The organism is Pseudomonas sp. JV241A (assembly GCF_900275665.1).
GTDB lineage: Bacteria > Pseudomonadota > Gammaproteobacteria > Pseudomonadales > Pseudomonadaceae > Aquipseudomonas > Aquipseudomonas wadenswilerensis.
The window spans coordinates 101,045-126,995 of the sequence record NZ_OPYO01000003.1 but is presented as its reverse complement, the minus strand read 5'-3'; the positions used below and the strand labels follow the sequence as shown (position 1 = coordinate 126,995).

Here is a 25,951-nt window from a genome sequence, read left to right as displayed (position 1 = left end):
GGTCCTAGCTCGGGTATAATCCTCGGCTTGTTTTTTGCCCGCCAAGACCTTCAGTGGATAGGGTGTTATGTCCGGAAAAGCGCAACAGCAGTCTCGCATCAAAGAGTTGATCACCCGCGGTCGTGAGCAGGGCTACCTGACTTACGCGGAGGTCAACGACCACCTGCCAGAGGATATTTCAGATCCGGAGCAGGTGGAAGACATCATCCGCATGATCAACGACATGGGGATCAACGTATTCGAGAGTGCTCCGGATGCGGATGCCCTTTTGTTGGCCGAAGCCGACACCGACGAAGCCGCAGCTGAAGAAGCCGCCGCAGCGTTGGCGGCTGTGGAAACCGATATTGGTCGCACGACTGACCCGGTGCGCATGTACATGCGTGAAATGGGTACCGTCGAGCTTCTGACCCGCGAAGGCGAAATCGAAATCGCCAAGCGGATCGAAGAAGGTATCCGTGAAGTCATGGGTGCTATCGCCCACTTCCCGGGTACTGTCGATCACATCCTCTCCGAGTACGATCGCGTCACCACCGAAGGTGGCCGCCTGTCCGACGTTCTCAGCGGCTACATCGACCCGGACGACGGCATTGCGCCGCCAGCCGAAGTGCCGCCACCAGTCGACCCGAAAGCACCGGCCAAGGCCGAAGCTGACGACGAAGACGAAGAGAAGGAAGGTGACGAGGAAGAGGAAGAGACCGAAAGCGGTCCCGACCCGGTCATTGCACAGCAACGCTTTGGTGCCGTTCAGGAACAACTGAACGCTACCCTCAAGGTGCTGAAGAAGAACGGCCGCAGCCACAAGGACAGCATCAAGGCGATGCTCGACCTGGCTGAGCTGTTCATGCCGATCAAGCTGGTGCCCAAGCAGTTCGAAGCCCTGGTTGAGCGCGTTCGCAGTGCCCTGGATCGCCTGCGTCAGCAAGAACGCGCCATCATGCAGCTGTGCGTCCGTGACGCACGCATGCCACGCGCCGACTTCCTGCGCCTGTTCCCGAGCAACGAAACCGACCAGACCTGGAGCGGCGATCTTTCCAAGCGCAGCACCAAGTGGGCTGCAGCGCTGGGCGAGAAGAACGACGCTATCGTTGCTTGCCAGCAGAAGCTGATCGACCTCGAAAACGAAACCGGCCTGACCATCGCCGAGATCAAGGACATCAACCGTCGCATGTCGATCGGTGAAGCCAAGGCTCGTCGTGCCAAGAAGGAAATGGTCGAGGCCAACCTGCGTCTGGTTATCTCGATCGCCAAGAAGTACACCAACCGCGGCCTGCAATTCCTCGACCTGATCCAGGAAGGCAACATCGGCCTGATGAAGGCGGTGGACAAGTTCGAATACCGTCGTGGTTACAAGTTCTCGACCTATGCCACCTGGTGGATTCGCCAGGCGATCACCCGTTCGATCGCCGACCAGGCTCGCACCATCCGTATTCCGGTGCACATGATCGAGACGATCAACAAGCTCAACCGCATTTCCCGGCAGATGTTGCAGGAAATGGGTCGCGAACCGACCCCGGAAGAGCTGGGTGAACGCATGGAAATGCCTGAGGACAAGATCCGCAAGGTATTGAAGATCGCCAAAGAGCCGATCTCCATGGAAACCCCGATCGGTGACGACGAAGATTCGCACCTGGGTGACTTCATCGAGGACTCGACCATGCAGTCGCCAATCGATGTGGCCACGGTCGAAAGCCTCAAGGAAGCGACCCGTGACGTGCTCTCCGGTCTGACCGCTCGCGAAGCCAAGGTGCTGCGCATGCGTTTCGGTATCGACATGAACACCGATCACACCCTCGAAGAGGTCGGCAAACAGTTCGACGTGACCCGTGAACGGATCCGTCAGATTGAAGCCAAGGCGCTGCGCAAGCTGCGCCATCCGACGCGAAGCGAGCATCTGCGCTCCTTCCTCGACGAGTGATGACAAACCCCGGCCCAGGCCGGGGTTTTTCTTTTCCGGCGAACGGCGCTTTTAAGCCTTTGCCCACTACCCCGCCGCTTGAATGCCCGTCTACACTCGAATCAATCCACCTGTGTGACGAGGCCGCTATGCCCCCAATGCCGGCACTTCTGTTGGCTCTCCTGCTCATCTGGAGTGCAACGGCCGGCGCCCTGACCCTGACTGAAGAAGAACAAGCCTGGCTCAGCGCGCATCCGCAGCTGCGTCTGGGCGTCGATGCATCCTGGCCACCTTTCGAATACCGGGACCAGGACGGTCGCTACCAGGGATTGGCCGCCGACTACATTGCCTTAATCCAGGAACGCCTGGGGGTGCAGTTCAAGCCGATCGAACCGATCAGCTGGACCGCTGTACTCGAGCAGGCACGCAAGAACAAACTCGACTTGCTGCCCGGCATCATGTCGACCCCCGAGCGCCAGAGTTACCTGGCCTTCACCCGCCCGTACCTGGATTTCCCGATCGTCATCCTCGCCCATGACGGCGGGCCGCAACCGCGCACCATCAAGGACCTGTACGGGCTGAAAATCGCCGTGGTGGAGAACTACGCGCCCCATGAGCTGTTGCGCACCCATCACCCGGATCTCAACCTGGTGGCCCTGCCCAACGTCAGCTCGGCGCTGCAGGCCCTGGCCACCGACGAGGTTGATGCAGTGGTTGGTGACCTCGCCTCGAGCATCTGGTGCCTGCGCCAGCTCAAGCTCGAGGGCCTGTACGTGAGTGGCGAAACCCCTTACCGCTATCAGCTGGCCATGGCTGTGCCCCGGGAGCAGAAAATCCTCGTCGGAATCCTCGACAAAGTCATGGCCGACATGACCCCCAATGAGGTCAGCAATATTCAGGAGCGCTGGGTTGGCAAGGTGCTCGATCACCGCACGCTGTGGTACGACCTGCTGATCTACGGTCTTCCCGCCTTGCTGTTGATGGTGGCGATTCTGGCCGCGGTGATGCGCGTGAACCGGCGCCTGAGTTCGGAAATCTCCCGGCGCATTGCCCTGGAACAGGAGCTGCGCAGCAGCGAGTACCATTACCGCGGCCTGGTCGAAAGCCTCTCGGCAATTGCCTGGGAAGCCGATGCAAACGACTTTACCTACAGCTACGTTTCGCCCCATGCCGAAGACCTGCTCGGCTACCCTTTGAGCCAGTGGCTGCGCCCGGGCTTCTGGCGCAGCATCATTCACCCCGACGACGCGCTGTGGGCCCAGGCCTTCTGTGACAGCGAAACCGCCGCTGGGCGCGATCACAGCCTCGATTACCGGGTAATCCGCGCCGACGGACGCAGCCTGTGGGTACGCGATATCGTCAGCCTGATCGAACACGGGCATAAACCGTTGATGCGCGGGCTGATGATCGATATCAGCGAAACCAAGAACGCCGAAGAGGCCCTGCGCCTGTCCGAACAGAAGTTCGCCTCGGTGTTCCAGCAATGCCCGGACATCCTGGTCATCGCCCGCCTGAGCGATGGCTGCCTGCTGGAAGTAAACGAAGCCTTCGAAGAGCAGATCGGCCTAAGCCCGGCGCAGGTTCTGGGCCGCACCGCGACCGAACTGAGTATCTGGGGCATCGACGGCGTCGGCCCTGACCTGCTCAAGCGCTTGCAGGCAGGCAGTATCCGCAACCTGGAAATGCTCTTTCGCCGCAGCAATGGCCAGGTGTTCACCGGGCTGACCTCCGCCGAAACCTTTCAGCTCGACAGCACGCCGGCGCTGGTGGTCGCGGTACGCGACATCAGCCAACTGAAAGAAACCCAGGAGCAGTTGCAAACCTCCGAAGAGAAGTTCGCCAAAGCCTTCCACGCCTCCCCCGACGGCCTGCTGCTGTCGCGCCAGAGCGACGGGCTGCTGATCGAGGTGAACGAAGGTTTCTGCCGCCTGACCGGTTACGACACCCAAATGTCGCTGGACCACACTTCGTTGGACCTGGGCATCTGGGTAGATCTCAACGAGCGCCGCCGCTTGCTGGAGATGCTTCAGCGCGATGGTTTCGTGCGCGACTTCAGTTGCCATATCCGCCGCAGCGATGGCCAGATTCGCTTGTGCGAGCTTTCCGCCCGACCGCTGCCAATCGCCGGTGTCGATTGCATGCTGACCATTGCCCGCGACATCACCGAGCGCCACCTCATGCAGGAAAAACTGCAACTGGCCGCCACGGTGTTCGAAAACACCGCCGAGGGGGTATTGATCACCGATACCGACCAGCGCATCAGCGCGGTCAACCGCGCCTTTAGCGAGATCACCGGTTACAGCGAGTTCGAGACTCTGGGCCAGACCCCTCGCCTGCTGGCTTCGGGTCAGCACGACAGCGCCTTCTATGTGGCCATGTGGCACCAATTGACTGCCGAAGGTCATTGGCAGGGTGAAATCCATAACCGGCGCAAGAATGGCGAGATCTACCCCAGCTGGCTGACCATCAGCGCCGTGCGCAACACCGAGCGGGTCATCACCCACTTTGTTGCGGTGTTCGCTGACATTTCCAGCCTCAAGCATGCCCAGGCCAAGCTCGATTACCAGGCCCATCACGACCCGCTCACCGGGCTGCCCAACCGCACCCTGTTCGAAAGCCGCCTGCAGGCCGCGCTCAATTGCACCCAGGCGTCAAAGCGCCAGGGCGCAGTGCTGTTTCTCGACCTGGATCGTTTCAAGCACATCAACGACAGCCTCGGCCACCCGGTCGGCGACCTGCTGCTCAAAGGCATTGCTCAACGGCTCAAGGAACAGGTGCGTGATATCGACACCGTGGCGCGCCTGGGTGGGGACGAGTTCATCATCCTGCTGCCCGGCCTGCACCAGCCCAGCGATGCCGAACATATCGCACACAAGCTGCTGGCCTGTTTCAGCGCACCGTTCCAGGCTGGCGAACACGAGTTCTTCACCAGCGCCAGCATCGGCACCAGCCTTTATCCACAGGACGGCACCGACGTCGCCTCGTTGATCCGCAACGCCGACGCCGCCATGTACCGTTCCAAGGCCAAGGGCCGCAACCGAGTCGAGTCCTACACCCGCGATCTCACCGCCCAAGCCAGCGAACGCGTCGCCCTGGAGCACGAACTGCGCCGGGCCATCGAACGCAATGAGCTGAGCCTGTGCTACCAACCCAAGTTCAGCCTGAAAACCCAGAGCCTGGTGGGCGCCGAAGCGCTGATCCGCTGGTCCCACCCGACCTTTGGTGACGTACCACCGGAACATTTCATCCCACTGGCCGAAGAAAACGGCATGATCCTGCAACTGGGCGACTGGGTGCTGGAACAGGCCTGCCGACAAATGCAGGACTGGAAGCACAATTACCAGGCATTCGGGCCGCTATCGGTCAATCTTGCCGGCGCCCAGCTGCGCCAACCAAGCCTGGTCAAACGTATCGAACAGCTGCTCAAGACCCACCAGCTCAAGGCCGGCGACCTGCAGCTGGAGATCACCGAAAACTTCATCATGAGCCAGGCCGAGGAAGCCCTGGCCATCCTCCACCAGCTCAAGCACCTGGGCGTGCAACTGGCGATCGACGACTTCGGTACCGGTTACTCGTCACTGAGCTACCTCAAGCGCCTGCCGCTGGACATCCTCAAGATCGACCAGTCGTTCATCCGCGGCCTGCCCGACGACCCCCACGATGCCGCGATTGCCCGCGCCATCATCGCCCTGGGCCGCAGCATGCAACTGACCATCATCGCCGAAGGGGTGGAAAGCCAGGCCCAGCAACAATTCCTCGCTGCCGAAGGTTGCGAACAGATCCAGGGCTACATCGTCAGCCTGCCGCTGCCGGCCGAGGAATTTGCCGCAACTTTCCTTCGCATAGCTCTTTCAGATCTTTCGGATGGCACAGCCTGGAAACCCTCGTTATAATCCGCGTCCACTGGGGCCTATAGCTCAGTTGGTTAGAGCAGGGGACTCATAATCCCTTGGTCGCAGGTTCGAGTCCTGCTGGGCCCACCAAACAAAAAACCGCGCCTTTGCGCGGTTTTTTTTTGCCTGCAATAACAGGGGTCACCTGCGCTGCTTGAGCTTCTCCTGCAGCCAGTCACCGACGATCAAAGGCACCCACACCAGCGGTATCAGCACGAAGCCGGACAGGGCCAACGCACTCAGAAAAGCGTCCTTCAGTGCTTGAAGTGCGCGAAAGCATTTTTTGCCAATCATCTCGAACCCTGAGCAATGAATGTGCCGTGGCATCCGTGCCACGCTTACCTTCACCACTTTAGTCCGTTACCTCAGAAACGCACCCGAAACAGCGTGCGCCAGAAATTCTTCAGCGGCGAAATGCGATGTTTGTCCCAATTACGCTGCCAGAAATCATCCTCATTCCTGACCTGCGCTTCGATGTCGCTACCCGTCGCTGATGCCGCGTGCTGACGGAACAGCATCGGGAACACACAATGCTGTTTGATCCGTTGCTTAAACAGCACATCCACTGGCGTGCCGTCATAAGGCGTTTCGGCCAGAATCCGGCAGCCCTCAGGCGACAGGACGTAGGCGTGCAAGGCCACCACACGGCCGCGGGCAATATAGGGGAACCAGGTTAGCCAAGTCCGGCCCATGCTGTAACCCAGGTGCAAGGCTTCGAATGAACGGGTTCGGATAAAGCGGTTGACCCAACGAACCGGGGTTGCTTTGAGCTCATACGCCTTGACGTCATCCTCGAAGACCAGAATCCGTTGCAAACCTCCATCCAAGGCCTGCCTGGCCAAGGCTTGATGAGATTCGTAACAGCCCCGGACAGGATCATCACTGCGCTCGACCACGTGAAAAATCACCTGGTTATGAATCTGTCCACCCACCGTTCGCCTGAACAACTCGCGGCGGTCATTACGCTCTTTGATAGAGATGCAATACACCGCATCTACGTCGAACTTGATCTTGCTCACCACACCGTTCCCTCGAGCTGCAACCGGTTCTCCCGAAGGGCTGCATATAAAAGCCGACGAGTTTAATCCGCCCTAACTGCCATTACAAAGCCACTACCTATATCCATTCCTCAAGCCGGCATCCTGCTGCTGGAACTGAACCTTGGGAGACTGGTCACAATCGTTAACAGTTTTTAACAAACTGACAAACAACACCTATACTTTGTATGGCCTTTACCCAGTCACTACCACTGTGGTGATTATCTATATGCACAAGGAATTGGCACATGGGCGCCTCTGCAGCAAGATCACTTCTTGGCGAGCGCTGCAATATCCACGATTTTGCAGATTGCCAGAACATACAATCCGGTTCGGTATTCATCATTGCATCGGGCGGTTCGGCAAAGGATTTCCCCTTTCAAACCTTCCATGACATCCCCATGATCACAATGAATGGGGCAATCTCGATGTTTCTCGACACACCGGTCAGGCCCTTCTTCTACGCCTGTACAGACAGGGACTTCTCCAACCAGCAACCACAGCTGTTTGCTGAAGCGTTACATCGCAGTGACCGCGTTGCTCTTTGGGAAGAGCACGTTCGGTCCTTGTCGATCCGGACGGACGGCGAGCTGTACCTTTTGCACAAAGCCCCTAAACCGAGTTTCATCGACATTCTGCGGCGAAAGGACCAGGAACTTGTCCGTAACCACACCTTCCCAGGCTGGGGACAAAAGCTGCTCGGGTTCAGCAAAAATCTGCAGCGTGGCTTCTTTGATGCACGCACGGTGGCCTACCTGGCCTTGCAAATCGCCTATCACGTCGGTTTCACCAAGGTGTTTCTGGTAGGCGTTGACCTTAACCAGGACCTGGGAAGATTCTACGAACGCAATGATATGGCGGTATCCCCCTGCGGGCTGGACCAGCACTACGAGTCTCGCATCCTGCCGTCATTCCAACTTGTCGCCAACTCGGTGGTGGACGACACCTTCGCGGTCTACAATCTTTCCGAATTTTCCCGCTTACCGCACAGCGTCATTCCCTACAAAACCCTTGAAGAAGTGACCGCGATGGTTCGTGAGGGCTGATTGTCACCCGGAGTCCGGGCACAAAACCGCGTGCCATACAGGCCTGGAGTGACACCATAATGTCGCTGAAACAGCGCAATAAACGCCGACACCGAGTCATACCCCAACTCGTTGGCCAGCGCCGTGACACTCATGCCTTGCGCCAACAAGGGCAAGGCCGCGAGCAGGCGCAGCCGTTGGCGCCACTCTCTGAACGACAACTGTGTCTGCGCCTGAAATAGCCGCACAAGTGTGCGCCGCGAAGCCCCAACCTGCTGCGCCCAGTCTTCAATACTACGGTTATCGCCTGGGTTGGCCTGCAATGCTTCGGTGATGCGTCGCAAGCGCGGATCACTGGGCAGTGGCAGGCCAAAGGGCGCTTCAGGCAACTCCCGCAGTTCATCGACCAGCACCTGCAGCAGCCGCGCCTGGGCACCTTGCGCCGGATAATTCGGCGCAAATCGGCTGGCCTTGTCGATCAACTCGCGCACCAGTGGTGTCACCTGCAGCACTCCACAAGGCCGCTGGTAACCGTTAAGCAGCGATTCGTCCAGATAAAGCCCGCGAAACTCGATGGTCTGATCGCTATAGGCGGTGTGCTCGACACCCGCCGGTATCCACAACGCGCATTGAGGCGGCAGCAGGTAACTGTGCTGCTCGGTCAAAACCTCCATGATCCCGACGCTGGCATAGGTGAACTGCACCCAGGGGTGGCTGTGCATCTGCACCCGATGGCCCGCCGGAATGGCAAACATGCGCCGGTAGACCGGTTCCGGCAGCTGCTGAAAGTCCGGCAGCGACGGTACTTCACTGGTTTGTCTCATTGGCGGCATTGCCTGTCTCCTTTGCTCAAGTGAGCCGACAAAGGCCGATGGTAGCCTGCGCCCGGCTTAGTTGAACAACCCCTAGGAGAGACCGATGAGCAGCCATGTGCGTGAAAACCGTTTGAGCGTGCCCGCCATCCAGCAGCGCAAAGGCGCTGGCAATCTGGTAGTTCTGACTGCGTACAGCATGCCGATGGCGCGCTGGGTGGATGCCGAGGCCGATGTGATCATTGTCGGTGACTCGGTCGGCATGGTCCTGTATGGCATGCCCAGCACCCTCGGGGTCACCCTGGAAATGATGATTGCCCACGGCCAGGCGGTGATGCGCGGGTCGCAACGCGCCTGCGTGGTCATCGACCTGCCGTTCGGCAGTTATCAGGCCTCGCCCGAGCAAGCCTTCCTCACTAGTGCGCGACTGCTGCGCGAAACCGGTGCCCAGGGCATCAAGCTTGAAGGCGGCGAAGAGCTGGCCGAGACCGTCGCCTTCCTCACTCGCCGTGGGATTCCGGTAATGGCCCATGTCGGACTGATGCCGCAGCAGGTCAACAGCCTCGGCGGATTCAAGGCCCAGGGCCGGGATGACCAGAGTGCTGCCAAAGTACGCCAGGACGCCCTCGCCATGCAGGCAGCCGGGGCTTTCTCGGTGGTACTGGAAGGCATCGCCGAACCCCTGGCCCGTCGCCTGAGCGAGGAGTTGGCAATCCCCACCATTGGCATTGGCGCTTCACCTGCCTGTGACGGCCAGGTTCTGGTCACCGAGGATTTACTGGGCTTGTTCGGTGAATACCAGCCACGCTTCGTCAAACGCTTCGCCGACCTGCAGCCACAGATTGCCCAAGCCCTGGCAGCCTATGCCCGGGAAGTGCGCGACGGCAGCTTTCCCCAGGCCGAGCACTGCTTCAAGTCGCGCTGAGCACAGACGCCTTGCTCAAGGGTGAGGGCAATGGATAGGCTATCGCGCTTATTCCATGAGCCGTGAAAAGCGGCTCTCGCCAGAGAGTGCCCATGCCTGACAGCCGCCCCGTCGCCCTCGACGAAATCGATCGCCAGCTGATCTCGCTGCTGCAGATCAACGCCCGTGAAAGCGTCGCCACGCTCGCCCGGCAACTGGGTATCGCGCGCACCACGGTGACTTCGCGCCTGGCCCGCCTGGAAAAGACCAAAGTCATCAGCGGCTACGGCGTGCGCCTGGGTCAGCGGCTGATCGATGGCGGCTTGCAGGCCTATGTGGGGATCAAGGTGCAACCGCGCTCGGGCAAGGACGTGGTGCGGCGCCTGAGCGCCATGGGCCAGGTGCAGCAATTGTGCGCGGTCAGCGGCGAATTCGATTACGTCGCCTGGCTGCGCAGTGATTCGCCCGAGCAACTGGACCAGTTGCTCGATCAGATCGGCAGCGTTGATGGGGTGGAGAAGACCACCACCTCGATTATCCTCAGCAGCAAGGTAGATCGCGGGCAGCCGGTTTAAAGCCACATTATGTGTAGGAGCGGGCTTGCCCCGCGATGAGGGTTGATCGCGGGGCAAGCCCCCTCCTGAAGGAGTCAATATGAATTACAGATACGTCATATCGACCAAAAACATGACCAAACGACGACACTCTGCATCTTAATTACGTAACCCCCACCCCCTAAAATGACCGCCAGTGTTTTCCTATACTCAAGCTCCGCACCCCGCGCAGCGCCTGGCAAGGTCACGTATGAACAAGAACAATCGCCACCCCGCCGACGGCAAGAAACCCATCACCATTTTCGGCCCGGATTTCCCGTTCGCCTTTGACGACTGGATCGAGCATCCGGCCGGCCTGGGCAGTATTCCGAGCGAGCGCCAAGGCGAAGAGGTTGCAATTGTCGGCGCCGGTATCGCCGGGCTGGTAGCGGCCTACGAGCTGATGAAGCTGGGCCTCAAGCCTGTGGTGTACGAAGCCTCGAAAATGGGTGGGCGCCTGCGCTCGCAGGCCTTCGAAGGCACCGACGGGATCATCGCCGAACTCGGCGGCATGCGCTTTCCGGTGTCGTCCACGGCGTTCTATCACTACGTCGACAAGCTCGGCCTTGAGACCAAGCCGTTCCCCAACCCGCTGACACCCGCCTCGGGCAGCACGGTCGTCGACCTGGAAGGCCAGACCCACTACGCGGAAAAACTTTCCGACCTGCCCAAGCTGTTCCAGGAAGTGGCCGATGCCTGGGCCGATGCCCTGGAGGACGGTGCCCGCTTCGGCGATATCCAGCAGGCTATCCGCGACCGCGATGTGCCGCGCCTCAAAGAGCTGTGGAACACCCTGGTACCGTTGTGGGACGACCGCACCTTCTATGACTTCGTCGCCACTTCCAAAGCTTTTGCCAAGCTCAGCTTCCTGCACCGCGAAGTATTCGGCCAGGTCGGTTTCGGCACCGGTGGCTGGGACTCGGACTTCCCCAACTCGATGCTGGAAATCTTCCGCGTGGTAATGACCAACTGCGACGATCACCAGCACCTGGTGGTCGGTGGCGTCGAGCAGGTGCCGCTGGGCATCTGGCGCCATGTGCCGGAGCGCTGCGCGCACTGGCCGGCCGGCACCAGCCTCAGCTCGCTGCACCGCGGCGCACCACGCCCCGGGGTGAAAAGCATTGCCCGCGACAGCGACGGGCGCCTGGCGGTGACCGACAACTGGGGCGACACCCATCATTACGCCGCCGTGCTGACCACCTGCCAAAGCTGGCTGCTGACCACTCAGATCGAGTGCGAAGAATCGCTGTTCTCGCAGAAGATGTGGATGGCCCTGGACCGTACCCGCTACATGCAGTCATCGAAGACCTTCGTCATGGTCGACCGGCCATTCTGGAAGGACAAGGACCCGGAAACCGGCCGCGACCTGATGAGCATGACCCTGACCGACCGCCTGACCCGCGGTACCTACCTGTTCGACAACGGCGACGACAAGCCGGGGGTGATCTGCCTGTCCTACTCGTGGATGAGCGATGCGCTGAAGATGCTCCCGCACCCGGTGGAAAAACGCGTCAAGCTGGCCCTCGATGCGCTGAAGAAGATCTACCCGAAAGTGGATATCGCCGGGCACATCATCGGCGACCCGATCACCGTGTCGTGGGAAGCCGACCCGCACTTCCTCGGCGCCTTCAAGGGCGCCCTGCCCGGCCATTACCGCTACAACCAGCGCATGTACGCGCACTTCATGCAGCAGGACATGCCGACCGAACAGCGCGGCATCTTCATTGCCGGTGACGATGTGTCGTGGACCCCGGCCTGGGTCGAAGGCGCGGTGCAGACTTCGCTCAATGCGGTGTGGGGTATCATGAATCACTTCGGTGGGCAGACCCACCCGGACAACCCAGGCCCGGGCGATGTGTTCAATGAGATCGGACCGATCGCCCTGGCCGACTGACGGGAGAATCGCCATGCGCATCGCCCTGTTCCAAGGCGAACCGCAACCGCTGGACCTGTCCGGCAACCTCGAGCGCCTGCACCAGCAGGCGCAACTGGCCGCTGCCCGCGGCGCCGAGTTGCTGGTGTGCCCGGAGATGTTCCTGAGCGGCTACAACATTGGCAGCGAAGCCGTCGCGCGCCTGGCCGAAGCCGAAGACGGCCCGTCGGCCATGGCCGTGGTGGAGATCGCCCAGAGCAATCGCATCGCCATTGCCTACGGCTACCCGGAGCTGGCGGACGACGGTCAGATCTTCAACAGCGTGCAGTTGATCGACGCCCATGGCAGCAGCCTGTGCAACTACCGCAAGACCCACCTGTTCGGTGGCCTGGACCGGGCGATGTTCAGCCCGGGGCCGGATCACTTCCCGGTGGTCGAGCTCAACGGCTGGCGCCTTGGATTTCTGATCTGCTACGACATCGAGTTCCCGGAAAACGCCCGGCGCCTGGCCCTGGCCGGTGCCGAGCTGATCCTGGTGCCGACGGCGAACATGGTGCCCTTCGACTTCATTGCCCAGGTCACCGTGCGCGCCCGCGCCTACGAGAACCAGTGCTACCTGGCGTACGCCAACTACTGCGGCAGCGAAGACGAAATCCACTACTGCGGGCAAAGCAGTATCGTCGGCCCGGACGGCAGCATCCTGGCCATGGCCGGTCGTGACACGGCGCTGCTGAGCGCCGACCTGGACCTGCAGCGGGTGCAGCAAGGGCGGGCCAACAACCCTTACCTGCACGACCTGCGCCCCGAGCTCTACAGCACGCCGCGGCAATAATCCGCTAGCATGACGGTTCGCCTGTATCCGGAGCCGTCATGCCCAGCGCCCTTCACATCCTGACCCTCGCCAATGGCCTGCAGGTGACCCTGCGCCATGCGCCGCAGCTAAAACGCTGCGCAGCGGCAGTGCGGGTACAGGCCGGCAGCCATGACGCGCCACGGGCGTGGCCGGGGTTGGCGCACTTTCTCGAACATCTGTTCTTTCTTGGCAATCAACGTTTCGCGCTGGAAGACGGCCTGATGCGCTACGTGCAGCACTACGGCGGCCAGGTGAATGCCAGTACCCGTGAACGCAATACCGAGTTCTTCTTCGAAGTGCCGCCAGCGGCCTTTGCCGGTAGCCTGGAGCGTCTTTGCCAGATGCTTGCGCACCCGCAGTTCGACCTTGAACGGCAAGTGCGCGAGCGGGAAGTGATCCATGCCGAGTTCATTGCCTGGTCACGCAATCCACAAGCGCAGCGGCAGTTTGCCTTGCTTCAGGCTGCTGGCAGCGAACATCCGTTGAGCGCTTTTCAGGCTGGCAACCGTTACAGCCTGCAGGTTCAAAGCCCGGCGTTCCAGGCGGCATTAAGGGATTTTCATCAGCGCTTCTATCAGGCCGGGCAGATCACCTTGAGCCTGAGCGGGCCGCAAAGCCTCGACGAACTGCAGGCGCTGGCGTGTCGATTCGGCCAAGTGTTCAATAGCGGGACAAAAGTGCAGCAGGCGCTACCGCCAAGCTTCAACAACCAGGCACCACTGCAGGTCCGCAACGAGCGCCAAGTGGATGTCCTGTACCCGTGCGCCCCTCTCCCCGCTGGCTTTGAACAAGCCGTCGATTTTCTCGCGACCTGGCTGAGCGACACCCGGCCCGGCGGGCTACCGGCGACGCTGCGTGAGCGGGGCTGGCTGGAGCATTTCGAGTTTTCCTCGCTGTATGGCTTTGCCGGCCAGACCCTGCTGCACGCGGGCCTGAAACTCCACGTTACGGCTGACGCCGAGCAGGTCCGGGCACTGCTGGCTGACTGGCTGGCGTTCTTCCGGGCGGCTGACTTGGGCCAAATCAATCAGGAATACGCTCGATTGCAGCGCTGCCGCGAACTTACCGCCAGCGCATTGGAGCTGGCGCGCCGGGATAGCGCCGGGCAACGCTTCGAGGCGCTGGACGCGCAAGGACTTGCTGCGCTTGAGCGGTTACTCGAGACAATGCTCGCTGGCCAGGTAAAAACACCCACCCTCGCCTGGCAGTTGCCCACCGCGAATCCGTTGCTGAACGTGAAGGCAGAGACTACTCAAGCAACCGCCGTTCCCGAAGGCCTGACGGTTTCTCCCCTACTACCGCCGTCGCGCCAGCATGGTGTCATCTACCTGCGCTGGCAGCTCACCTCAGCCTTGCGCGAGCGCCTCTGGCAGGTACTTGATCGGGCGCTGCAAGCCCTGCGTGAACAGGCAGCGCAGGCTGGCGTACACCTGCAGTTCAGCGCCTGCGACAAATACTGGCAGTTGCGCTGCGCCGGCAATGGAACAGTGCTGGTCGCAGTGATCGAACAGGCGTTGGCAATCCTGCGGTTTCCCCCCAGCCAGAGCTGGACACCCGGCGCTGCCAACCAGCCCGATGTCATGCCAATTCGTGCCCTGCTCAGGCAGCTCCCGGAGCAGCTGCTTGGCTACCAGGACGAACCGTTACCAGCCTGTACCATCAGCCAGAGCGATCTTGATACGCTGTGGGAATATTCAATCTGGAATGTACTCTCGACCGGCTTGAGTGCCACCGATCAATCAGCACTGAACCGGGCCGTGGGTAAAGTGCCTGGGCGCGCAGGCAGGCATCTACCCGCCAGAATCGAAGCTGTGCGGCGCTGGCAAACACTGCCGCCGGTGGCCAGCGAGCAAGCGCTGCTGCTGTTTTGCCCGGTCGAAGACCAAGCCACTGGCCGGCTCCTTGCCCAGCAGTTGCAAGGGCCCTTCTATCAACGGCTGCGAGTCGAGCTGAATCTGGGCTATGCGGTGTTCAGCGCCTTCCGTCAGATCGAGGGCTGCAATGGCCTGCTACTCGGCGTGCAGTCGCCGTCGGCCAGCCACGCCGAGATCGTCAGGCACATCCACACAGTACTCGATGCCCTGCCCGCCACGCTGAGCTGCAACACCGCGGACAAGCAGGCCCTCGCCGCACAGTTCGACGAACAGGCCATGACCAACAATGACGTTGCCGAATGGGCCTGGCAGGCGCATCTGGCCGGCCATCAGCAGCCGCTGCTGAGCGATCTGCAAGCGGCGATCCTGGCTATCGACCCGCCACAACTGCAACACCTGGCGCGCCAGACAAGCCAGGCCGAACTCGGTTGGTTGTGCCTGGCGAACGGGCCGGCGCCCGGCGAAAACTGGCACTGACGCTGGCGATTCTTACCGTCCCTGTAACGGCGTTTATCTGAGATTTAACCATTCAGTTCGTATTTTTTTAGTAAGATAGCGCAATCTCGGCTATGGGACCCCCTCATCTGGAGGGTGGACTAAATAAGTAGCTGGCAAACCCCAGACCTATCCGGAAGGAGTAATCCCATGTGGACCAAACCTGCTTACACTGACCTGCGTATCGGCTTTGAAGTGACCATGTATTTCGCAAGCCGCTGAGCCTGCTTGCGGTACAACGCCTCGGTCCGCCGGGGCGTTTTTATTTCAGGACGCGGCAGGAGTGGCCATGTACATCCAGATTCTAGGTTCCGCCGCCGGTGGCGGGTTCCCGCAGTGGAACTGCAACTGCGCAAACTGCAAAGGCTTTCGCGACGGCAGCTTGCGCGCCACGGCGCGGACCCAGTCATCGATTGCCCTGTCTGACGACGGTATCCACTGGGTACTGTGCAACGCTTCGCCGGACATCCGCGCGCAGCTGCAAGGCTTTGCCCCGATGCAACCGGCCCGCGCCCTGCGCGACACCGGCATCAACGCCATCGTCCTGCTCGACAGCCAGATCGACCACACCACCGGCCTGCTCAGCCTGCGCGAAGGCTGCCCGCACCAGGTCTGGTGCACCGACATGGTCCATCAGGACCTGAGCACCGGCTTCCCGCTGTTCACCATGCTCAGCCACTGGAACGGCGGCCTGCAATGGAAGCGCATCGAGCTCGAAGGCAGCTTCGTCATCGACGCCTGTCCGAACCTGCGCTTTACCCCCTTCCCGCTGCGCAGCGCCGCACCGCCCTACTCACCGCACCGCTTCGACCCACACCCGGGCGACAACCTCGGGCTGATGGTCGAGGACCTGCGCACCGGCGGCAAGCTGTTCTACGCCCCGGGCCTGGGCCAGGTCGACGGCAAATTGCTACAGATGATGAGCGATGCCGACTGCCTGCTGGTCGACGGCACCCTGTGGGAGGATGATGAAATGCAGCGCCGTGGTGTCGGCACCCGCACCGGCCGCGAGATGGGCCACCTGGCGCAGAACGGCCCGGGCGGCATGCTCGAGGTGCTGGAAAGCTTCCCGCGTCAGCGCAAAGTGCTTATCCACATCAACAACACCAATCCGATTCTCGATGAGGATTCGGCCGAACGCGCCGAATGCGCCCGGCGCGGCGTCGAAGTGGCCTTCGACGGCATGAGCATCACTCTCTAGGAGCCGACATGAGCGACGCCAAACCGCTGTCCCCTGCCGAATTCGAACAGGCCCTGCGCGCCAAGGGCGCCTACTACCACATCCATCACCCCTACCATGTGGCGATGTATGAAGGCCGCGCAAGCCGCGAGCAGATCCAGGGCTGGGTGGCCAACCGTTTCTACTACCAGGTCAACATCCCGATGAAGGATGCAGCGATCCTGGCCAACTGCCCGGACCGCGAAATTCGCCGCGAGTGGATTCAGCGCCTGCTCGACCATGACGGCGCCCCTGGCGAAGACGGCGGCATCGAAGCCTGGCTGCGCCTGGGCCAGGCGGTCGGCCTCGACCCGGAGCAACTGCGCTCCCAGGAACTGGTGCTGCCCGGCGTGCGCTTTGCCGTGGATGCCTACGTCAACTTTGCCCGCCGCGCCAGCTGGCAGGAGGCGGCCAGCAGCTCGCTGACCGAGCTGTTCGCCCCGCAGATCCACCAGTCGCGGCTGGACAGCTGGCCCCAGCACTATCCGTGGATCGACCCGGCCGGCTACGAGTACTTCCGTACCCGCCTGGGCCAGGCCCGGCGTGACGTCGAGCATGGGCTGGCGATCACCCTGCAGCACTACACTACAGTTGCGGGCCAGCAGCGCATGCTGGAGATCCTGCAGTTCAAGCTGGACATTCTCTGGAGCATGCTCGACGCCATGAGCATGGCCTACGAACTGAACCGCCCGCCTTATCACAGTGTCACCAGCGAAAGGGTCTGGCACAAAGGAATCGCCTTATGAGTTTCGATCGCGCGCAAGTCCCGGCATGGCGCCCGGGCTATCGCTTCCAGTATGAGCCGGCACAAAAAGCTCATGTGCTGCTGTATCCGGAAGGGATGATCAAGCTCAACGAGAGCGCCGCGCTGATCGGCGGGCTGATCGACGGCCAGCGCGATGTCGCGGCGATCATTGCCGAGCTCGACACGCAGTTCCCCGGAGTACCCGAGCTCGGTGACGACATCGAGCAATTCATGGAGGTGGCCCGTGCCGAACACTGGATCACCCTTGCCTGAGCTGCCGGCAAAACCTGCAGTCGGCCTGCCGCTGTGGCTGCTTGCCGAGCTGACTTACCGTTGCCCGCTGCAGTGCCCGTACTGCTCCAACCCCCTGGACTTCGCCGCCCAGGGTCAGGAGCTGAGCACTGAGCAGTGGTTCAGGGTCATGGCCGAGGCGCGCGAGATGGGCGCGGCACAACTGGGCTTCTCCGGCGGTGAGCCGCTGGTGCGCCAGGACCTAGCCGAATTGATCGGCGAAGGTCGGCGCCTGGGCTATTACACCAACCTGATCACCTCCGGCATCGGCCTCACCGAGCAGAAGATCGCCGCCTTCAAGGAGGCCGGGCTGGACCATATCCAGATCAGCTTCCAGGCCAGCGACGAGCAGGTGAACAACCTGCTGGCCGGTTCGAAGAAGGCCTTCGCGCAGAAGCTGGAAATGGCCCGGGCAGTCAAAGCCCACGGCTACCCGATGGTGCTGAATTTCGTCACTCATCGGCACAACATCGACAAAATCGACCGTATCATCGAGCTGTGCGTTGCCCTCGAAGCCGATTTCGTCGAACTGGCCACCTGTCAGTTCTACGGCTGGGCACACCTCAACCGCGTCGGCCTGCTGCCGACCCGCGCCCAGCTCGAACGCGCCGAGCGCATCACCAACCAATACCGGGCTAAACTGCAGGCCGCCGGCAACCCGTGCAAGCTGATCTTCGTCACCCCGGACTATTACGAAGAGCGCCCCAAGGCCTGCATGAACGGCTGGGGCAGCGTGTTCCTCACCGTCACCCCGGATGGCACCGCCCTGCCCTGCCACGGCGCCCGCCAGCTGCCGGTGCAGTTTCCCAATGTCCGCGAGCACAGCATGCAGCACATCTGGTACGACTCGTTCGGCTTCAATCGCTTCCGCGGTTACGACTGGATGCCCGAGCCGTGCCGCTCCTGTGACGAGAAAGAGAAGGACTTCGGCGGCTGCCGCTGCCAGGCCTTCATGCTCACCGGCGACGCCAGTAACGCCGACCCGGTTTGCGCCAAGTCGGCCGAGCACGGCATCATCCTCAAGGCTCGCGAAGAAGCCGAGCACGCCCACCAGACCATCGACGAGCTGACCTTCCGTAATGAGCGAAACTCACGTGTCATTGTCCGCGGCTGAGCGCTTCAGCGCCGAACAGGCGGTCGCCGCCGGTACCGATTTTGCCGAGCTGCGGGTGGCTGCCCAGGGATTGTTCTGGAACGAATTTCGCCCCAGCGATGGCGCCTGCCGGATCTGGCACTGGCGCGATGGCCAGGCCCGTTGCCTGACGCCCAATGGCTTCAGCGTACGCAGCCGGGTCTATGAATACGGCGGTGGCAGCTTCTGCCTGAGCGACGATGGCCTGGTGTTTGTCAACGAGGCGGACCAGCAGCTGTATACCCAGGACCTCAACGGCGGGTTACCGCAGTCGCTGACCGAGGGCGTGCGGCGCTACGGCGATCTGCGCTGGGCCAACGGGCATGTGCTGGCGGTGGAAGAAAGCCATGGTCCGGGGGCGGTCGAGCATCGCCTGGTGGCCATCGCCAAGGGCAGCCGTGAAGTCCTGGCCGAAGGCGCCGACTTTTACGCCTCGCCAACCCTGAGCACCGATGGCTCGCGCCTGGCCTGGATTGAATGGAGCCGCCCGGAACAACCGTGGACGGCAACCCGGCTGCTGTGCTGCCAACGCCAGGCAGATGGCCAGTGGAGCACGCCACGCTGCATCGCCGGTGAAGCGGGTCCGCAACAGTCCCTGCAACAACCTCATTTTGACCCAGCCGGTCGTTTGTATTGCCTGTCCGACCGCAACGGCTATTGGCAGCCCTGGGGCGAAACGGCAACAGGCTGGAACCCCTTGCCAGCCGCCGCGGCCGACCATGCCGGCGCGCCCTGGCAGTTGGGCGCCAGCACCTGGTTACCGCTGGACGAGCAGCGCTACCTCGCGAGCTGGTTCGATAACGGCTTCAGCCGCTTGGGGATTTGCCTTGCCGATGGCTCGGTAGAGGATTACAGCGCGGACTACAGCCGCTTCCGCTGCCTGGATCTGGACGAGCAGCATCTCTATGCCATTGCCGCGTCGGCCATCAGCCCACCCGCCGTTATCGCCATCAACCGCCAGAACCATCATGTACAGGTCCTGGCCGGCGGTGCTTTACCGCTGCCCGCCGAACGCATCAGCCGTCCGCAAGCACTGCGCTACCGCAGCGGTGACGGCATCGCCCACGGTTTCTTCTACCCGGCCATGAACGCTGAGGTGCAGCCGCCGCTGCTGGTGTTCATCCATGGCGGCCCGACCTCGGCCTGCTACCCGGTGCTCGATCCACGCATCCAGTACTGGGCCCAGCGCGGCTTCGCCGTGGCCGACCTCAATTACCGTGGCAGCAGCGGCTATGGCCGGGACTATCGCCAGGCCCTGCACCTGCGCTGGGGCGAGATTGACGTCGAAGATGCCTGCGCCGTGGTCAGGCACCTGGCCGAGCGCAAGCTGATCGACCCGCAGCGCGCGTTTATCCGCGGCGGCAGTGCCGGCGGCTACACCACCCTCTGCGCCCTGGCGTTCCATGATGTATTCCGCGCCGGTGCCAGCCTGTATGGCGTCAGTGATCCGCAGGCGCTGGCCCGGGCAACGCACAAGTTCGAAGGTGATTACCTGGACTGGCTGATCGGCGATCCGGTGACCGATGCCGAGCGTTACCAGCGGCGCACCCCCTTGCTGCATGCCGCAAACATCAAGGTGCCGGTGATCTTCTTTCAGGGTGAGCTGGATGCTGTAGTAGTGCCGGAACAGACCCGTTCGATGCTTGAAGCGCTGAAGGCCAACGGGATTCGCGCCGAAGGGCATTTCTACCCTTCGGAGCGTCACGGTTTTCGTACGGCGAGCAACCTGGCGCATGCGCTGGAAGAGGAATGGAAGTTTTATCGGCGGGTGCTGGAAGGCAGTTAGATCGCTATCGCGGGTCAAGCCCGCTCCCACAGAGTCAATCCTGTGGGAGCGGCGGTGCGGCGCCCCGACTTGACCCGCGATTGGCCTCACCGCTTGGCGATGATATACACCGCATGGACGATGCCCGGGATATACCCCAGCAACGTCAGCAGGATGTTCAGCCAGAAGGCGCCGCCGAAGCCAACCTGCAGGAACACGCCAAGCGGCGGCAGGAGAATGGCGATGATGATGCGGATAAAGTCCATTGGGCAGCTCCCTTCAAAGATGTACTAGAACTGACTCTAGCGCGTCACCGGGGTTCCACTTGTAAGCAGCAGACAAAAAAACGCCCCAAGCCAAAAACAACAGGCCCGGGGCGATGCGCAGGAACGCGAGACGGTTCGGAAAATTCGTTAGTGCGGTGTAGTGATCAGGCCGTGGCCTCGCGCCGCAGGTTCTGCTGCGCGGCGTGCACACGGGCAAAGGCCCGGGCCAGGCGCAGGAGCATCTCGTCGATGTTGCCCTTGCTCACCGTCAGCGCTGGCGAAAAGCGCAGCACGTCGGCCTGCGGAGCGTTGAGCAGCAAGCCTTCGTGCAAGGCGGCCTGGACCAGCTCGGTGGCGATGTCTTCGCTCAGCTGCAACGCCCAGAGCAGCCCCTGGCCGCGCACCTCGGCCTGACCATAGCGACCCGCCAGACGGCTCAGACCGTCGCGCATGTGCCGCCCTGAATCCTGCACATGTTCGAAGAACCCCGGCTCCAGCACGGTCTGCAGCACCGCCAGGCCCGCCGCACTCATCAGCGCATTGCCATGGTGGCTGCCCTCCAGCTCGCCAGCCTCGGCGCAGCAGGCACTGCCACGGGCCAGCAGGGCCGCCAGTGGTACGCCGCCCCCCAGGCCCTTGCCAAGGGTAAGGATGTCAGCGCGCACGCCATACAACTGTTCGGCGAGCATCGCGCCGCAGCGACCGACGCCAGTCTGCACTTCATCGAGGATCAGCAGGATGCCCAGCTCGCGGCACAGTCGCTCGACACCCTGGAGATACGCCTGGGTCGCCGGAATCACCCCGGCTTCGCCCTGGATCGGTTCGAGCATGATTGCCACGGTGCGCGAATCGACAGCCGCGTGCAGCGCTTCAAGGTCGTTGAACGGCACCTTGCTGAAGCCCGGCAAACCCGGCTCGCAACGGTTGCACGGCGATGGGTCGGAGGCGGACAGCGCGCCCAGGCTGCGGCCATGGCAGCTCTGGCTGGCGGTGATGATGTGATAGGCGCCGTTGCGGTGCAGCTGACCCCATTTGCGCGCCAGCTTGATTGCCCCTTCGCAAGCTTCGGCGCCGCTGTTGAGCAGGTAGGCCTGATCGCTGCCGGTGCTTTCGCACAGGCGATTGACCAGGTTCAACAGGCCACGGTTATGAAAACCCGCCCCCGGATTGATCAACGCCTGCGCCTGGCTGCCCAGGGCTTTGACCAGCACACTGGGGCTGTGGCCGAGGCTGTTGACTGCACAGCCCTGGGTGAAATCCAGATATGCGTGACCTTCGCTGTCCCACAACCATGAGCCTTGGCCGCGGACGAAAACCTGGGGCGCGCGCTCTACCGCCGGCATCAGGTATTCACGCGACAATGCGTCTGCAGGCTGAGTAACGGCAGGTGCGATCTTGCGCTCGGCCACAGCCACAGCCGGGCGGCGCAGGTTGAACAGGTTCATGCGCGCAGCCCCTCGAGCGGCAGGCCAAGCAGACGCGCGGTCCAGTCTTCGACCTGACCGGTGCGCATGCGCTTGATCGCGATATCGCGCCAGCGTGACGAGAGGGCCGGACAATCCACCAGCTTTTTCAAACCTGCATGCTCCAGAGGTTCACGGTAAAAAGTGCGCAGCGCCCAGGCCACGGTCAGGCCCGGATAACTACGTTGAATCAGTTCGAAAGGTTCATCGGCGCTGACAAAACCCGGCTTGAGCACCCGGTAGAACCAGCCACAGCGGCCACTGTCCTGCGCCTGTTGCGGCAGGTTCGGCACGCCCCAGCGATGACTCAGGCGATAGCACGGCGAGCGCGGCTGACTGATCTGCAACAGCGCCCCGCCCCAGCGGAACATGTCCCCCAGGCACACCTGATGTTCATCCAGGCCGTGGGTCGAGAGGTTCTCGCCGAAACCCGGGGCGCGCCAATCGAGCTGTGGATAACGTTGCCGCCACCAGGCGTAGTGCTCGGCCGGGTAATGGTGCAAGGCCCGTTCAGGGCCGGTGTGAAAGCGTGGGTCGCCGTGTTCGTCGCTCCCCAGCCCCTGTGGCCATAACCACAACCGTCTTGCAACCTCCTGCTTATCAATATCAGTCAATAAGCCATGCCCGAGGTTTTTTGCCTTGCCTATGTAAACGCCATCCACATACACGATATTCATCGCGCCTTCTGGCCCTGTAAACCTTGTGAATACGGGATAGACTAGGCTTCTTGCAGGCTAACGGCCATTTGGTTTTTCGAGCATTTTTGATAAGTAATTCTTATGGATTTTCGCCAACTGCGTTATTTCGTCGCGGTGTATGAAGAAGGCCACGTCGGCCGGGCTGCCGAGCGCCTGTCACTGTCGCAACCGGCGCTTTCGCAGCAGATCCGCCAGCTTGAGCAAAACCTCGATGTGAGCCTGTTCGAGCGCGGCAACAAGCGCCTGCTGCCGACCCTGGCCGCGCACACCCTGTACAACCATGCCCTGCCCCTGCTCGACGGCCTGCAGCGGGCTCGCGAGGCGCTGCGCAACTTCAAGGGCCAGGCGTTGCGTACCCTGGCCATTGGCGTACTGCAGACCGTGCGCCCAAGCCTGGTACCGCAGCTGCTCGACCGAGTGCGCAAGGCGCAGCCGCATCTGGTGGTACAGATCTACGAACTGTCGGGCCTGGAGATCGAACGGCGTCTGCTCAACGGCAGCCTGGATATCGGCATCAGCTACCTGCCACCGCGCCAACCGGGCCTGCATGGGCTGCTGTTGTACGAAGATGAACTGCAGTTGGTCATCCCCAACACCCACCCCTTGCGTGAATTCAAGAAGGTCTCGCTCAAGCAGGCTGCCGAGTTACCCATGCTGCTGCTCGGCGAAGAGTTCCAGGTACGGCAGATCTGGCAGTCGCAACTGGCCAACCTCGGCCGGCGGCCGCAGGTACAGGCAGAAATGAACAACATGGGCGGGATTCTCGACAGCCTGGCGCATACCTCGCTGGCGACCGTATTGCCGGGGCGCGCCAAGGAAGTGGTCGAAGATGACCAGGAACTGCTGTGGAAGCCATTGAGCGAACCACGGGTGCCGCTGAAAATTGGCCTGGTGTTCCGCGATGCACAACGCCAGCAAGCGTCGGTGGAGCTGCTGCGCAACCTGCTGGAAGAAGAAGCCGATCCGCGGCAGATCGGGGTGTCGCCGCTGGATGTGCTGGGCTGAGGTTAAATCGCAGGCAAAAGAAAACCCCGCCGAAGCGGGGCTTTGCAGACTGTTTCCCTGACATCCTTTTCGCCCCGCCATCCTGGCAGGAATCCTTCGTGTCCGTGTTCTGTACTTTGCGCTTCCTGCGCTACGTCCATGTGAGAAGATTAACTGTGGATCCAATCTTCCGATAGAGGCGAAAAGTCACCACGTTATGTAAGAGAATGCTTACAAACAACTAACACCCTTAAAACTGTGCCGCATCGAGCAGGTACAGCGATTCGCTACCGGCTTTTACCGAGGTGCTGAGCGAGTGGATACGCGGCAGAAGACGGGCGAAATAGAAGCGTGCAGTGCCCAGCTTGCTGGCATAGAAATCGTCTTCACCTTGCTTGGCCAAGGCCGTACGGGCCATCAACGCCCACATGTAGGCATAAGCGGTATAGCCGAACACCTGCAGGTATTCCACCGAGGCTGCGCCAATTTCGTTCGGGTTGTTCTTGGCCCGATCCAGGACCCAGGCAGTCAGATCGTCAAGATTGTCCAGAGCCGCGTTGAGCGGTTTGACGAACTCGGCCAGGTTGCTGTCGGCACTGGCGGTGAAATGACGGATTTCGTCGGCAAACAGCTTGTACAGCGCCCCTCCGCTACCAACCACCTTGCGGCCCATCAGGTCGAGAGCCTGGATGCCATTGGTGCCTTCGTAGATCTGGGTAATGCGCACGTCGCGCACCAGTTGCTCCTGGCCCCACTCACGGATGTAGCCGTGGCCGCCGAATACCTGCTGGCCGTGTACGGCCGATTCCAGGCCCAGGTCCGTCAGGAACGCCTTGGCCACCGGAGTCAGCAACGCCACTAGCTCTTCGGCGCGTTTGCGCGTGTCGGCGTCTTCGCTGAACTTGGCGGTATCGAGCTGCATCGCCACGTAGGTGGAAAATGCACGACCGCCTTCATTGAGGGCCTTCATGGTCAACAGCATGCGTCGCACATCAGGGTGGACGATGATCGGGTCAGCGACCTTGTCCTTTGCTTGCGGGCCGGTTGGCGCGCGGCTTTGCAGGCGGTCGCGCGCGTATTCAATGGCGTTCTGGTAAGAGCGCTCGGCCGAGGCCAGGCCCTGAATACCCACGCCCAGACGCTCGTAGTTCATCATGGTGAACATCGCCGCCAGGCCCTTGTTCGGCTCGCCGACCAGGTACCCGACCGCCTCATCGAAGTTCATCACGCAGGTGGCCGAGGCCTGGATGCCCATCTTGTGTTCGATCGAGCCACAGGTGGCCGGGTTGCGTGCGCCCAGGCTGCCATCGGCATTGACCATGAACTTCGGCACCAGGAACAGGGAAATACCCTTCGGCCCGGCAGGCGCATCCGGCAGCTTGGCCAGCACCAGATGGATGATGTTTTCGGTGAGGTCGTGTTCGCCACCGGTGATGAAAATCTTGGTGCCACTGACCTTGTAGCTGCCATCGGCCTGAGGGTCGGCCTTGGTGCGGATAATCCCCAGGTCAGTACCGGCGTGCGGCTCGGTCAGGCACATGGAGCCGGCCCAGACACCGGCATACATGTTCGGCAGGTATTTTTCCTTGAGCTCGTCGCTGGCGTGGGCGTTGATCGACAAGCAAGCACCAGCAGTCAGCATCGGGTACAGGCCGAAGGACAGGCTGGAGGAATTGACCATTTCCTCGACCTGGGCCGAGATCACCTTGGGCATGCCCATGCCGCCGTAGGCTGGGTCGCCACCGACGCCAACCCAGCCGCCTTCGGCGTAGGTCTTGTAGGCTTCGATAAAACCGGCCGGAGTGCTCACGGCGCCGTTATCCCAGTGGCAACCTTCTTCATCGCCGCTGCGGCTCAGCGGCGCGATGCTCTTGCTGGTGACCTTGCCGGCTTCTTCCAGCACCGCCAGGGCGGTGTCTTCGTCCACCGCTTCGGCAAGGCCGGGCAACTGCGCCCAGAGCTTGGCGACTTCGAAGACTTCATTGAGGACGAAGCGCATATCGCGCAGGGGCGCTTTATAGTCAGCCATGGCTACCTCTCACACTAGAGTCGGGGACGGCCTACAGGGCCGCATCACTGTTATGAAACCAGTGTAACCGAACAACTTTTGTGACACATAGGGTCATCTGGCGACT

At 61.7% G+C, this 25,951-nt stretch carries 22 protein-coding genes and 1 tRNA gene; 16 read left to right on the top strand and 7 right to left on the bottom strand.

Annotated features, from left to right (window positions below):
• Positions 1-67: 67 nt before the first annotated feature.
• From rpoD to JV241A_RS01695, 3 genes are all read left to right on the top strand, one after another.
• Complete coding sequence (rpoD, locus tag JV241A_RS01705) at positions 68-1,915, top strand: RNA polymerase sigma factor RpoD (RefSeq protein WP_115085020.1); 1,848 nt, start codon at positions 68-70, stop codon at positions 1,913-1,915.
• A gap of 128 nt (positions 1,916-2,043) precedes the next feature.
• Entirely contained in the window at positions 2,044-5,787 is a 3,744-nt protein-coding gene (locus JV241A_RS01700) for an EAL domain-containing protein (protein WP_134061265.1), read from the top strand.
• Positions 5,788-5,800: 13 nt separating this feature from the next.
• Positions 5,801-5,877, top strand: a tRNA-Ile gene (locus tag JV241A_RS01695).
• Between the two features lie 51 nt (positions 5,878-5,928).
• Here JV241A_RS01695 and JV241A_RS27385 read toward each other — a convergent pair.
• Positions 5,929-6,081: a hypothetical protein gene (locus JV241A_RS27385; RefSeq protein WP_166675630.1), complete on the bottom strand. Its 153-nt coding sequence runs from the start codon at positions 6,079-6,081 to the stop codon at positions 5,929-5,931.
• Positions 6,082-6,152: 71 nt separating this feature from the next.
• A complete protein-coding gene (locus tag JV241A_RS01690) occupies positions 6,153-6,806 on the bottom strand; it encodes a hypothetical protein (protein ID WP_134061264.1) in 654 nt (217 codons plus the stop codon).
• A 266-nt stretch (positions 6,807-7,072) separates the two neighbouring features.
• On the opposite strand from JV241A_RS01690, the gene JV241A_RS01685 reads away from it, so the two are divergent.
• A complete protein-coding gene (locus JV241A_RS01685) occupies positions 7,073-7,870 on the top strand; it encodes a lipopolysaccharide biosynthesis protein (RefSeq protein ID WP_115085017.1) in 798 nt (265 codons plus the stop codon).
• Here the strand turns inward: JV241A_RS01685 and JV241A_RS01680 are convergent.
• On the bottom strand, positions 7,825-8,673 hold the full coding sequence (locus JV241A_RS01680) for a helix-turn-helix transcriptional regulator (RefSeq protein WP_233674572.1): 849 nt from the start codon (positions 8,671-8,673) through the stop codon (positions 7,825-7,827). The genes JV241A_RS01685 and JV241A_RS01680 overlap by 46 nt on opposite strands.
• A 94-nt stretch (positions 8,674-8,767) precedes the next feature.
• Here JV241A_RS01680 and panB point away from each other — a divergent pair, with 94 nt between their 5' ends.
• The 11 genes from panB to JV241A_RS01625 all read left to right on the top strand — a co-directional run bounded on the left by panB (position 8,768) and on the right by JV241A_RS01625 (position 20,426).
• On the top strand, positions 8,768-9,586 hold the full coding sequence (panB, locus tag JV241A_RS01675; protein ID WP_115085016.1) for a 3-methyl-2-oxobutanoate hydroxymethyltransferase: 819 nt from the start codon (positions 8,768-8,770) through the stop codon (positions 9,584-9,586).
• A 92-nt stretch (positions 9,587-9,678) separates the two neighbouring features.
• Positions 9,679-10,140: an Lrp/AsnC family transcriptional regulator gene (locus tag JV241A_RS01670; protein WP_115085015.1), complete on the top strand. Its 462-nt coding sequence runs from the start codon at positions 9,679-9,681 to the stop codon at positions 10,138-10,140.
• 229 nt (positions 10,141-10,369) lie between these two features.
• Complete coding sequence (locus JV241A_RS01665) at positions 10,370-12,052, top strand: NAD(P)/FAD-dependent oxidoreductase (protein WP_134061263.1); 1,683 nt, start codon at positions 10,370-10,372, stop codon at positions 12,050-12,052.
• 13 nt (positions 12,053-12,065) lie between these two features.
• Positions 12,066-12,863: a carbon-nitrogen hydrolase family protein gene (locus tag JV241A_RS01660; protein WP_134061262.1), complete on the top strand. Its 798-nt coding sequence runs from the start codon at positions 12,066-12,068 to the stop codon at positions 12,861-12,863.
• 38 nt (positions 12,864-12,901) lie between these two features.
• Positions 12,902-15,235 (top strand): pyrroloquinoline quinone biosynthesis protein PqqF, encoded by a 2,334-nt coding sequence (pqqF, locus tag JV241A_RS01655; protein WP_134061261.1) that lies wholly within the window; start codon positions 12,902-12,904, stop codon positions 15,233-15,235.
• 168 nt (positions 15,236-15,403) lie between these two features.
• A complete protein-coding gene (pqqA, locus tag JV241A_RS01650; RefSeq protein WP_008365141.1) occupies positions 15,404-15,475 on the top strand; it encodes a pyrroloquinoline quinone precursor peptide PqqA in 72 nt (23 codons plus the stop codon).
• Positions 15,476-15,542: 67 nt separating this feature from the next.
• On the top strand, positions 15,543-16,454 hold the full coding sequence (gene pqqB / locus JV241A_RS01645; RefSeq protein WP_115085011.1) for a pyrroloquinoline quinone biosynthesis protein PqqB: 912 nt from the start codon (positions 15,543-15,545) through the stop codon (positions 16,452-16,454).
• Positions 16,455-16,462: 8 nt separating this feature from the next.
• Entirely contained in the window at positions 16,463-17,218 is a 756-nt protein-coding gene (pqqC, locus tag JV241A_RS01640) for a pyrroloquinoline-quinone synthase PqqC (RefSeq protein ID WP_115085010.1), read from the top strand.
• Positions 17,215-17,490, top strand: coding sequence for a pyrroloquinoline quinone biosynthesis peptide chaperone PqqD (gene pqqD / locus JV241A_RS01635; protein WP_115085009.1), 276 nt, complete (start codon positions 17,215-17,217; stop codon positions 17,488-17,490). The genes pqqC and pqqD overlap by 4 nt, the downstream gene beginning before the upstream one ends.
• Positions 17,462-18,622, top strand: coding sequence for a pyrroloquinoline quinone biosynthesis protein PqqE (gene pqqE, locus JV241A_RS01630; protein WP_134061260.1), 1,161 nt, complete (start codon positions 17,462-17,464; stop codon positions 18,620-18,622). The genes pqqD and pqqE overlap by 29 nt, the downstream gene beginning before the upstream one ends.
• Positions 18,588-20,426, top strand: a complete 1,839-nt coding sequence (locus tag JV241A_RS01625; RefSeq protein WP_115085007.1) for a S9 family peptidase — start codon at positions 18,588-18,590, stop codon at positions 20,424-20,426. Before pqqE ends, JV241A_RS01625 begins: the two co-directional genes overlap by 35 nt.
• An 86-nt stretch (positions 20,427-20,512) precedes the next feature.
• On the opposite strand, the gene JV241A_RS01620 is transcribed toward JV241A_RS01625, so the two are convergent.
• The 3 genes from JV241A_RS01620 to JV241A_RS01610 all read right to left on the bottom strand — a co-directional run bounded on the left by JV241A_RS01620 (position 20,513) and on the right by JV241A_RS01610 (position 22,811).
• Positions 20,513-20,671, bottom strand: coding sequence for a YqaE/Pmp3 family membrane protein (locus tag JV241A_RS01620; protein ID WP_003177654.1), 159 nt, complete (start codon positions 20,669-20,671; stop codon positions 20,513-20,515).
• Positions 20,672-20,835: 164 nt separating this feature from the next.
• A complete protein-coding gene (locus tag JV241A_RS01615; protein WP_134061259.1) occupies positions 20,836-22,116 on the bottom strand; it encodes an aminotransferase class III-fold pyridoxal phosphate-dependent enzyme in 1,281 nt (426 codons plus the stop codon).
• Positions 22,113-22,811 carry an MOSC domain-containing protein gene (locus JV241A_RS01610; RefSeq protein ID WP_134061258.1) on the bottom strand — a complete coding sequence of 233 codons (699 nt, stop codon included), beginning with the start codon at positions 22,809-22,811 and terminating at the stop codon, positions 22,113-22,115. The genes JV241A_RS01615 and JV241A_RS01610 overlap by 4 nt, the downstream gene beginning before the upstream one ends.
• 102 nt (positions 22,812-22,913) lie before the next feature.
• On the opposite strand from JV241A_RS01610, the gene JV241A_RS01605 reads away from it, so the two are divergent.
• Positions 22,914-23,837 carry a LysR family transcriptional regulator gene (locus JV241A_RS01605; RefSeq protein ID WP_115084987.1) on the top strand — a complete coding sequence of 308 codons (924 nt, stop codon included), beginning with the start codon at positions 22,914-22,916 and terminating at the stop codon, positions 23,835-23,837.
• Positions 23,838-24,066: 229 nt separating this feature from the next.
• Here the strand turns inward: JV241A_RS01605 and JV241A_RS01600 are convergent, their stop codons facing one another.
• Positions 24,067-25,845 carry an acyl-CoA dehydrogenase C-terminal domain-containing protein gene (locus JV241A_RS01600; RefSeq protein ID WP_134061257.1) on the bottom strand — a complete coding sequence of 593 codons (1,779 nt, stop codon included), beginning with the start codon at positions 25,843-25,845 and terminating at the stop codon, positions 24,067-24,069.
• Positions 25,846-25,951: the final 106 nt, after the last annotated feature.

Excerpts from the sequence above, each read along its gene's own strand:
- rpoD (WP_115085020.1), top strand. The coding sequence starts at position 68 with ATGTCCGGAAAAGCGCAACAGCAGTCTCGCATCAAAGAGTTGATCACC.
- JV241A_RS01700 (WP_134061265.1), top strand. The coding sequence starts at position 2,044 with ATGCCCCCAATGCCGGCACTTCTGTTGGCTCTCCTGCTCATCTGGAGT.
- JV241A_RS27385 (WP_166675630.1), bottom strand. The coding sequence starts at position 6,081 with ATGATTGGCAAAAAATGCTTTCGCGCACTTCAAGCACTGAAGGACGCT.
- JV241A_RS01685 (WP_115085017.1), top strand. The coding sequence starts at position 7,073 with ATGGGCGCCTCTGCAGCAAGATCACTTCTTGGCGAGCGCTGCAATATC.
- JV241A_RS01680 (WP_233674572.1), bottom strand. The coding sequence starts at position 8,673 with ATGAGACAAACCAGTGAAGTACCGTCGCTGCCGGACTTTCAGCAGCTG.
- panB (WP_115085016.1), top strand. The coding sequence starts at position 8,768 with ATGAGCAGCCATGTGCGTGAAAACCGTTTGAGCGTGCCCGCCATCCAG.
- JV241A_RS01670 (WP_115085015.1), top strand. The coding sequence starts at position 9,679 with ATGCCTGACAGCCGCCCCGTCGCCCTCGACGAAATCGATCGCCAGCTG.
- JV241A_RS01665 (WP_134061263.1), top strand. The coding sequence starts at position 10,370 with ATGAACAAGAACAATCGCCACCCCGCCGACGGCAAGAAACCCATCACC.
- JV241A_RS01660 (WP_134061262.1), top strand. The coding sequence starts at position 12,066 with ATGCGCATCGCCCTGTTCCAAGGCGAACCGCAACCGCTGGACCTGTCC.
- pqqF (WP_134061261.1), top strand. The coding sequence starts at position 12,902 with ATGCCCAGCGCCCTTCACATCCTGACCCTCGCCAATGGCCTGCAGGTG.
- pqqB (WP_115085011.1), top strand. The coding sequence starts at position 15,543 with ATGTACATCCAGATTCTAGGTTCCGCCGCCGGTGGCGGGTTCCCGCAG.
- pqqC (WP_115085010.1), top strand. The coding sequence starts at position 16,463 with ATGAGCGACGCCAAACCGCTGTCCCCTGCCGAATTCGAACAGGCCCTG.
- pqqD (WP_115085009.1), top strand. The coding sequence starts at position 17,215 with ATGAGTTTCGATCGCGCGCAAGTCCCGGCATGGCGCCCGGGCTATCGC.
- JV241A_RS01625 (WP_115085007.1), top strand. The coding sequence starts at position 18,588 with ATGAGCGAAACTCACGTGTCATTGTCCGCGGCTGAGCGCTTCAGCGCC.
- JV241A_RS01620 (WP_003177654.1), bottom strand. The coding sequence starts at position 20,671 with ATGGACTTTATCCGCATCATCATCGCCATTCTCCTGCCGCCGCTTGGC.
- JV241A_RS01615 (WP_134061259.1), bottom strand. The coding sequence starts at position 22,116 with ATGAACCTGTTCAACCTGCGCCGCCCGGCTGTGGCTGTGGCCGAGCGC.
- JV241A_RS01610 (WP_134061258.1), bottom strand. The coding sequence starts at position 22,811 with ATGAATATCGTGTATGTGGATGGCGTTTACATAGGCAAGGCAAAAAAC.
- JV241A_RS01605 (WP_115084987.1), top strand. The coding sequence starts at position 22,914 with ATGGATTTTCGCCAACTGCGTTATTTCGTCGCGGTGTATGAAGAAGGC.
- JV241A_RS01600 (WP_134061257.1), bottom strand. The coding sequence starts at position 25,845 with ATGGCTGACTATAAAGCGCCCCTGCGCGATATGCGCTTCGTCCTCAAT.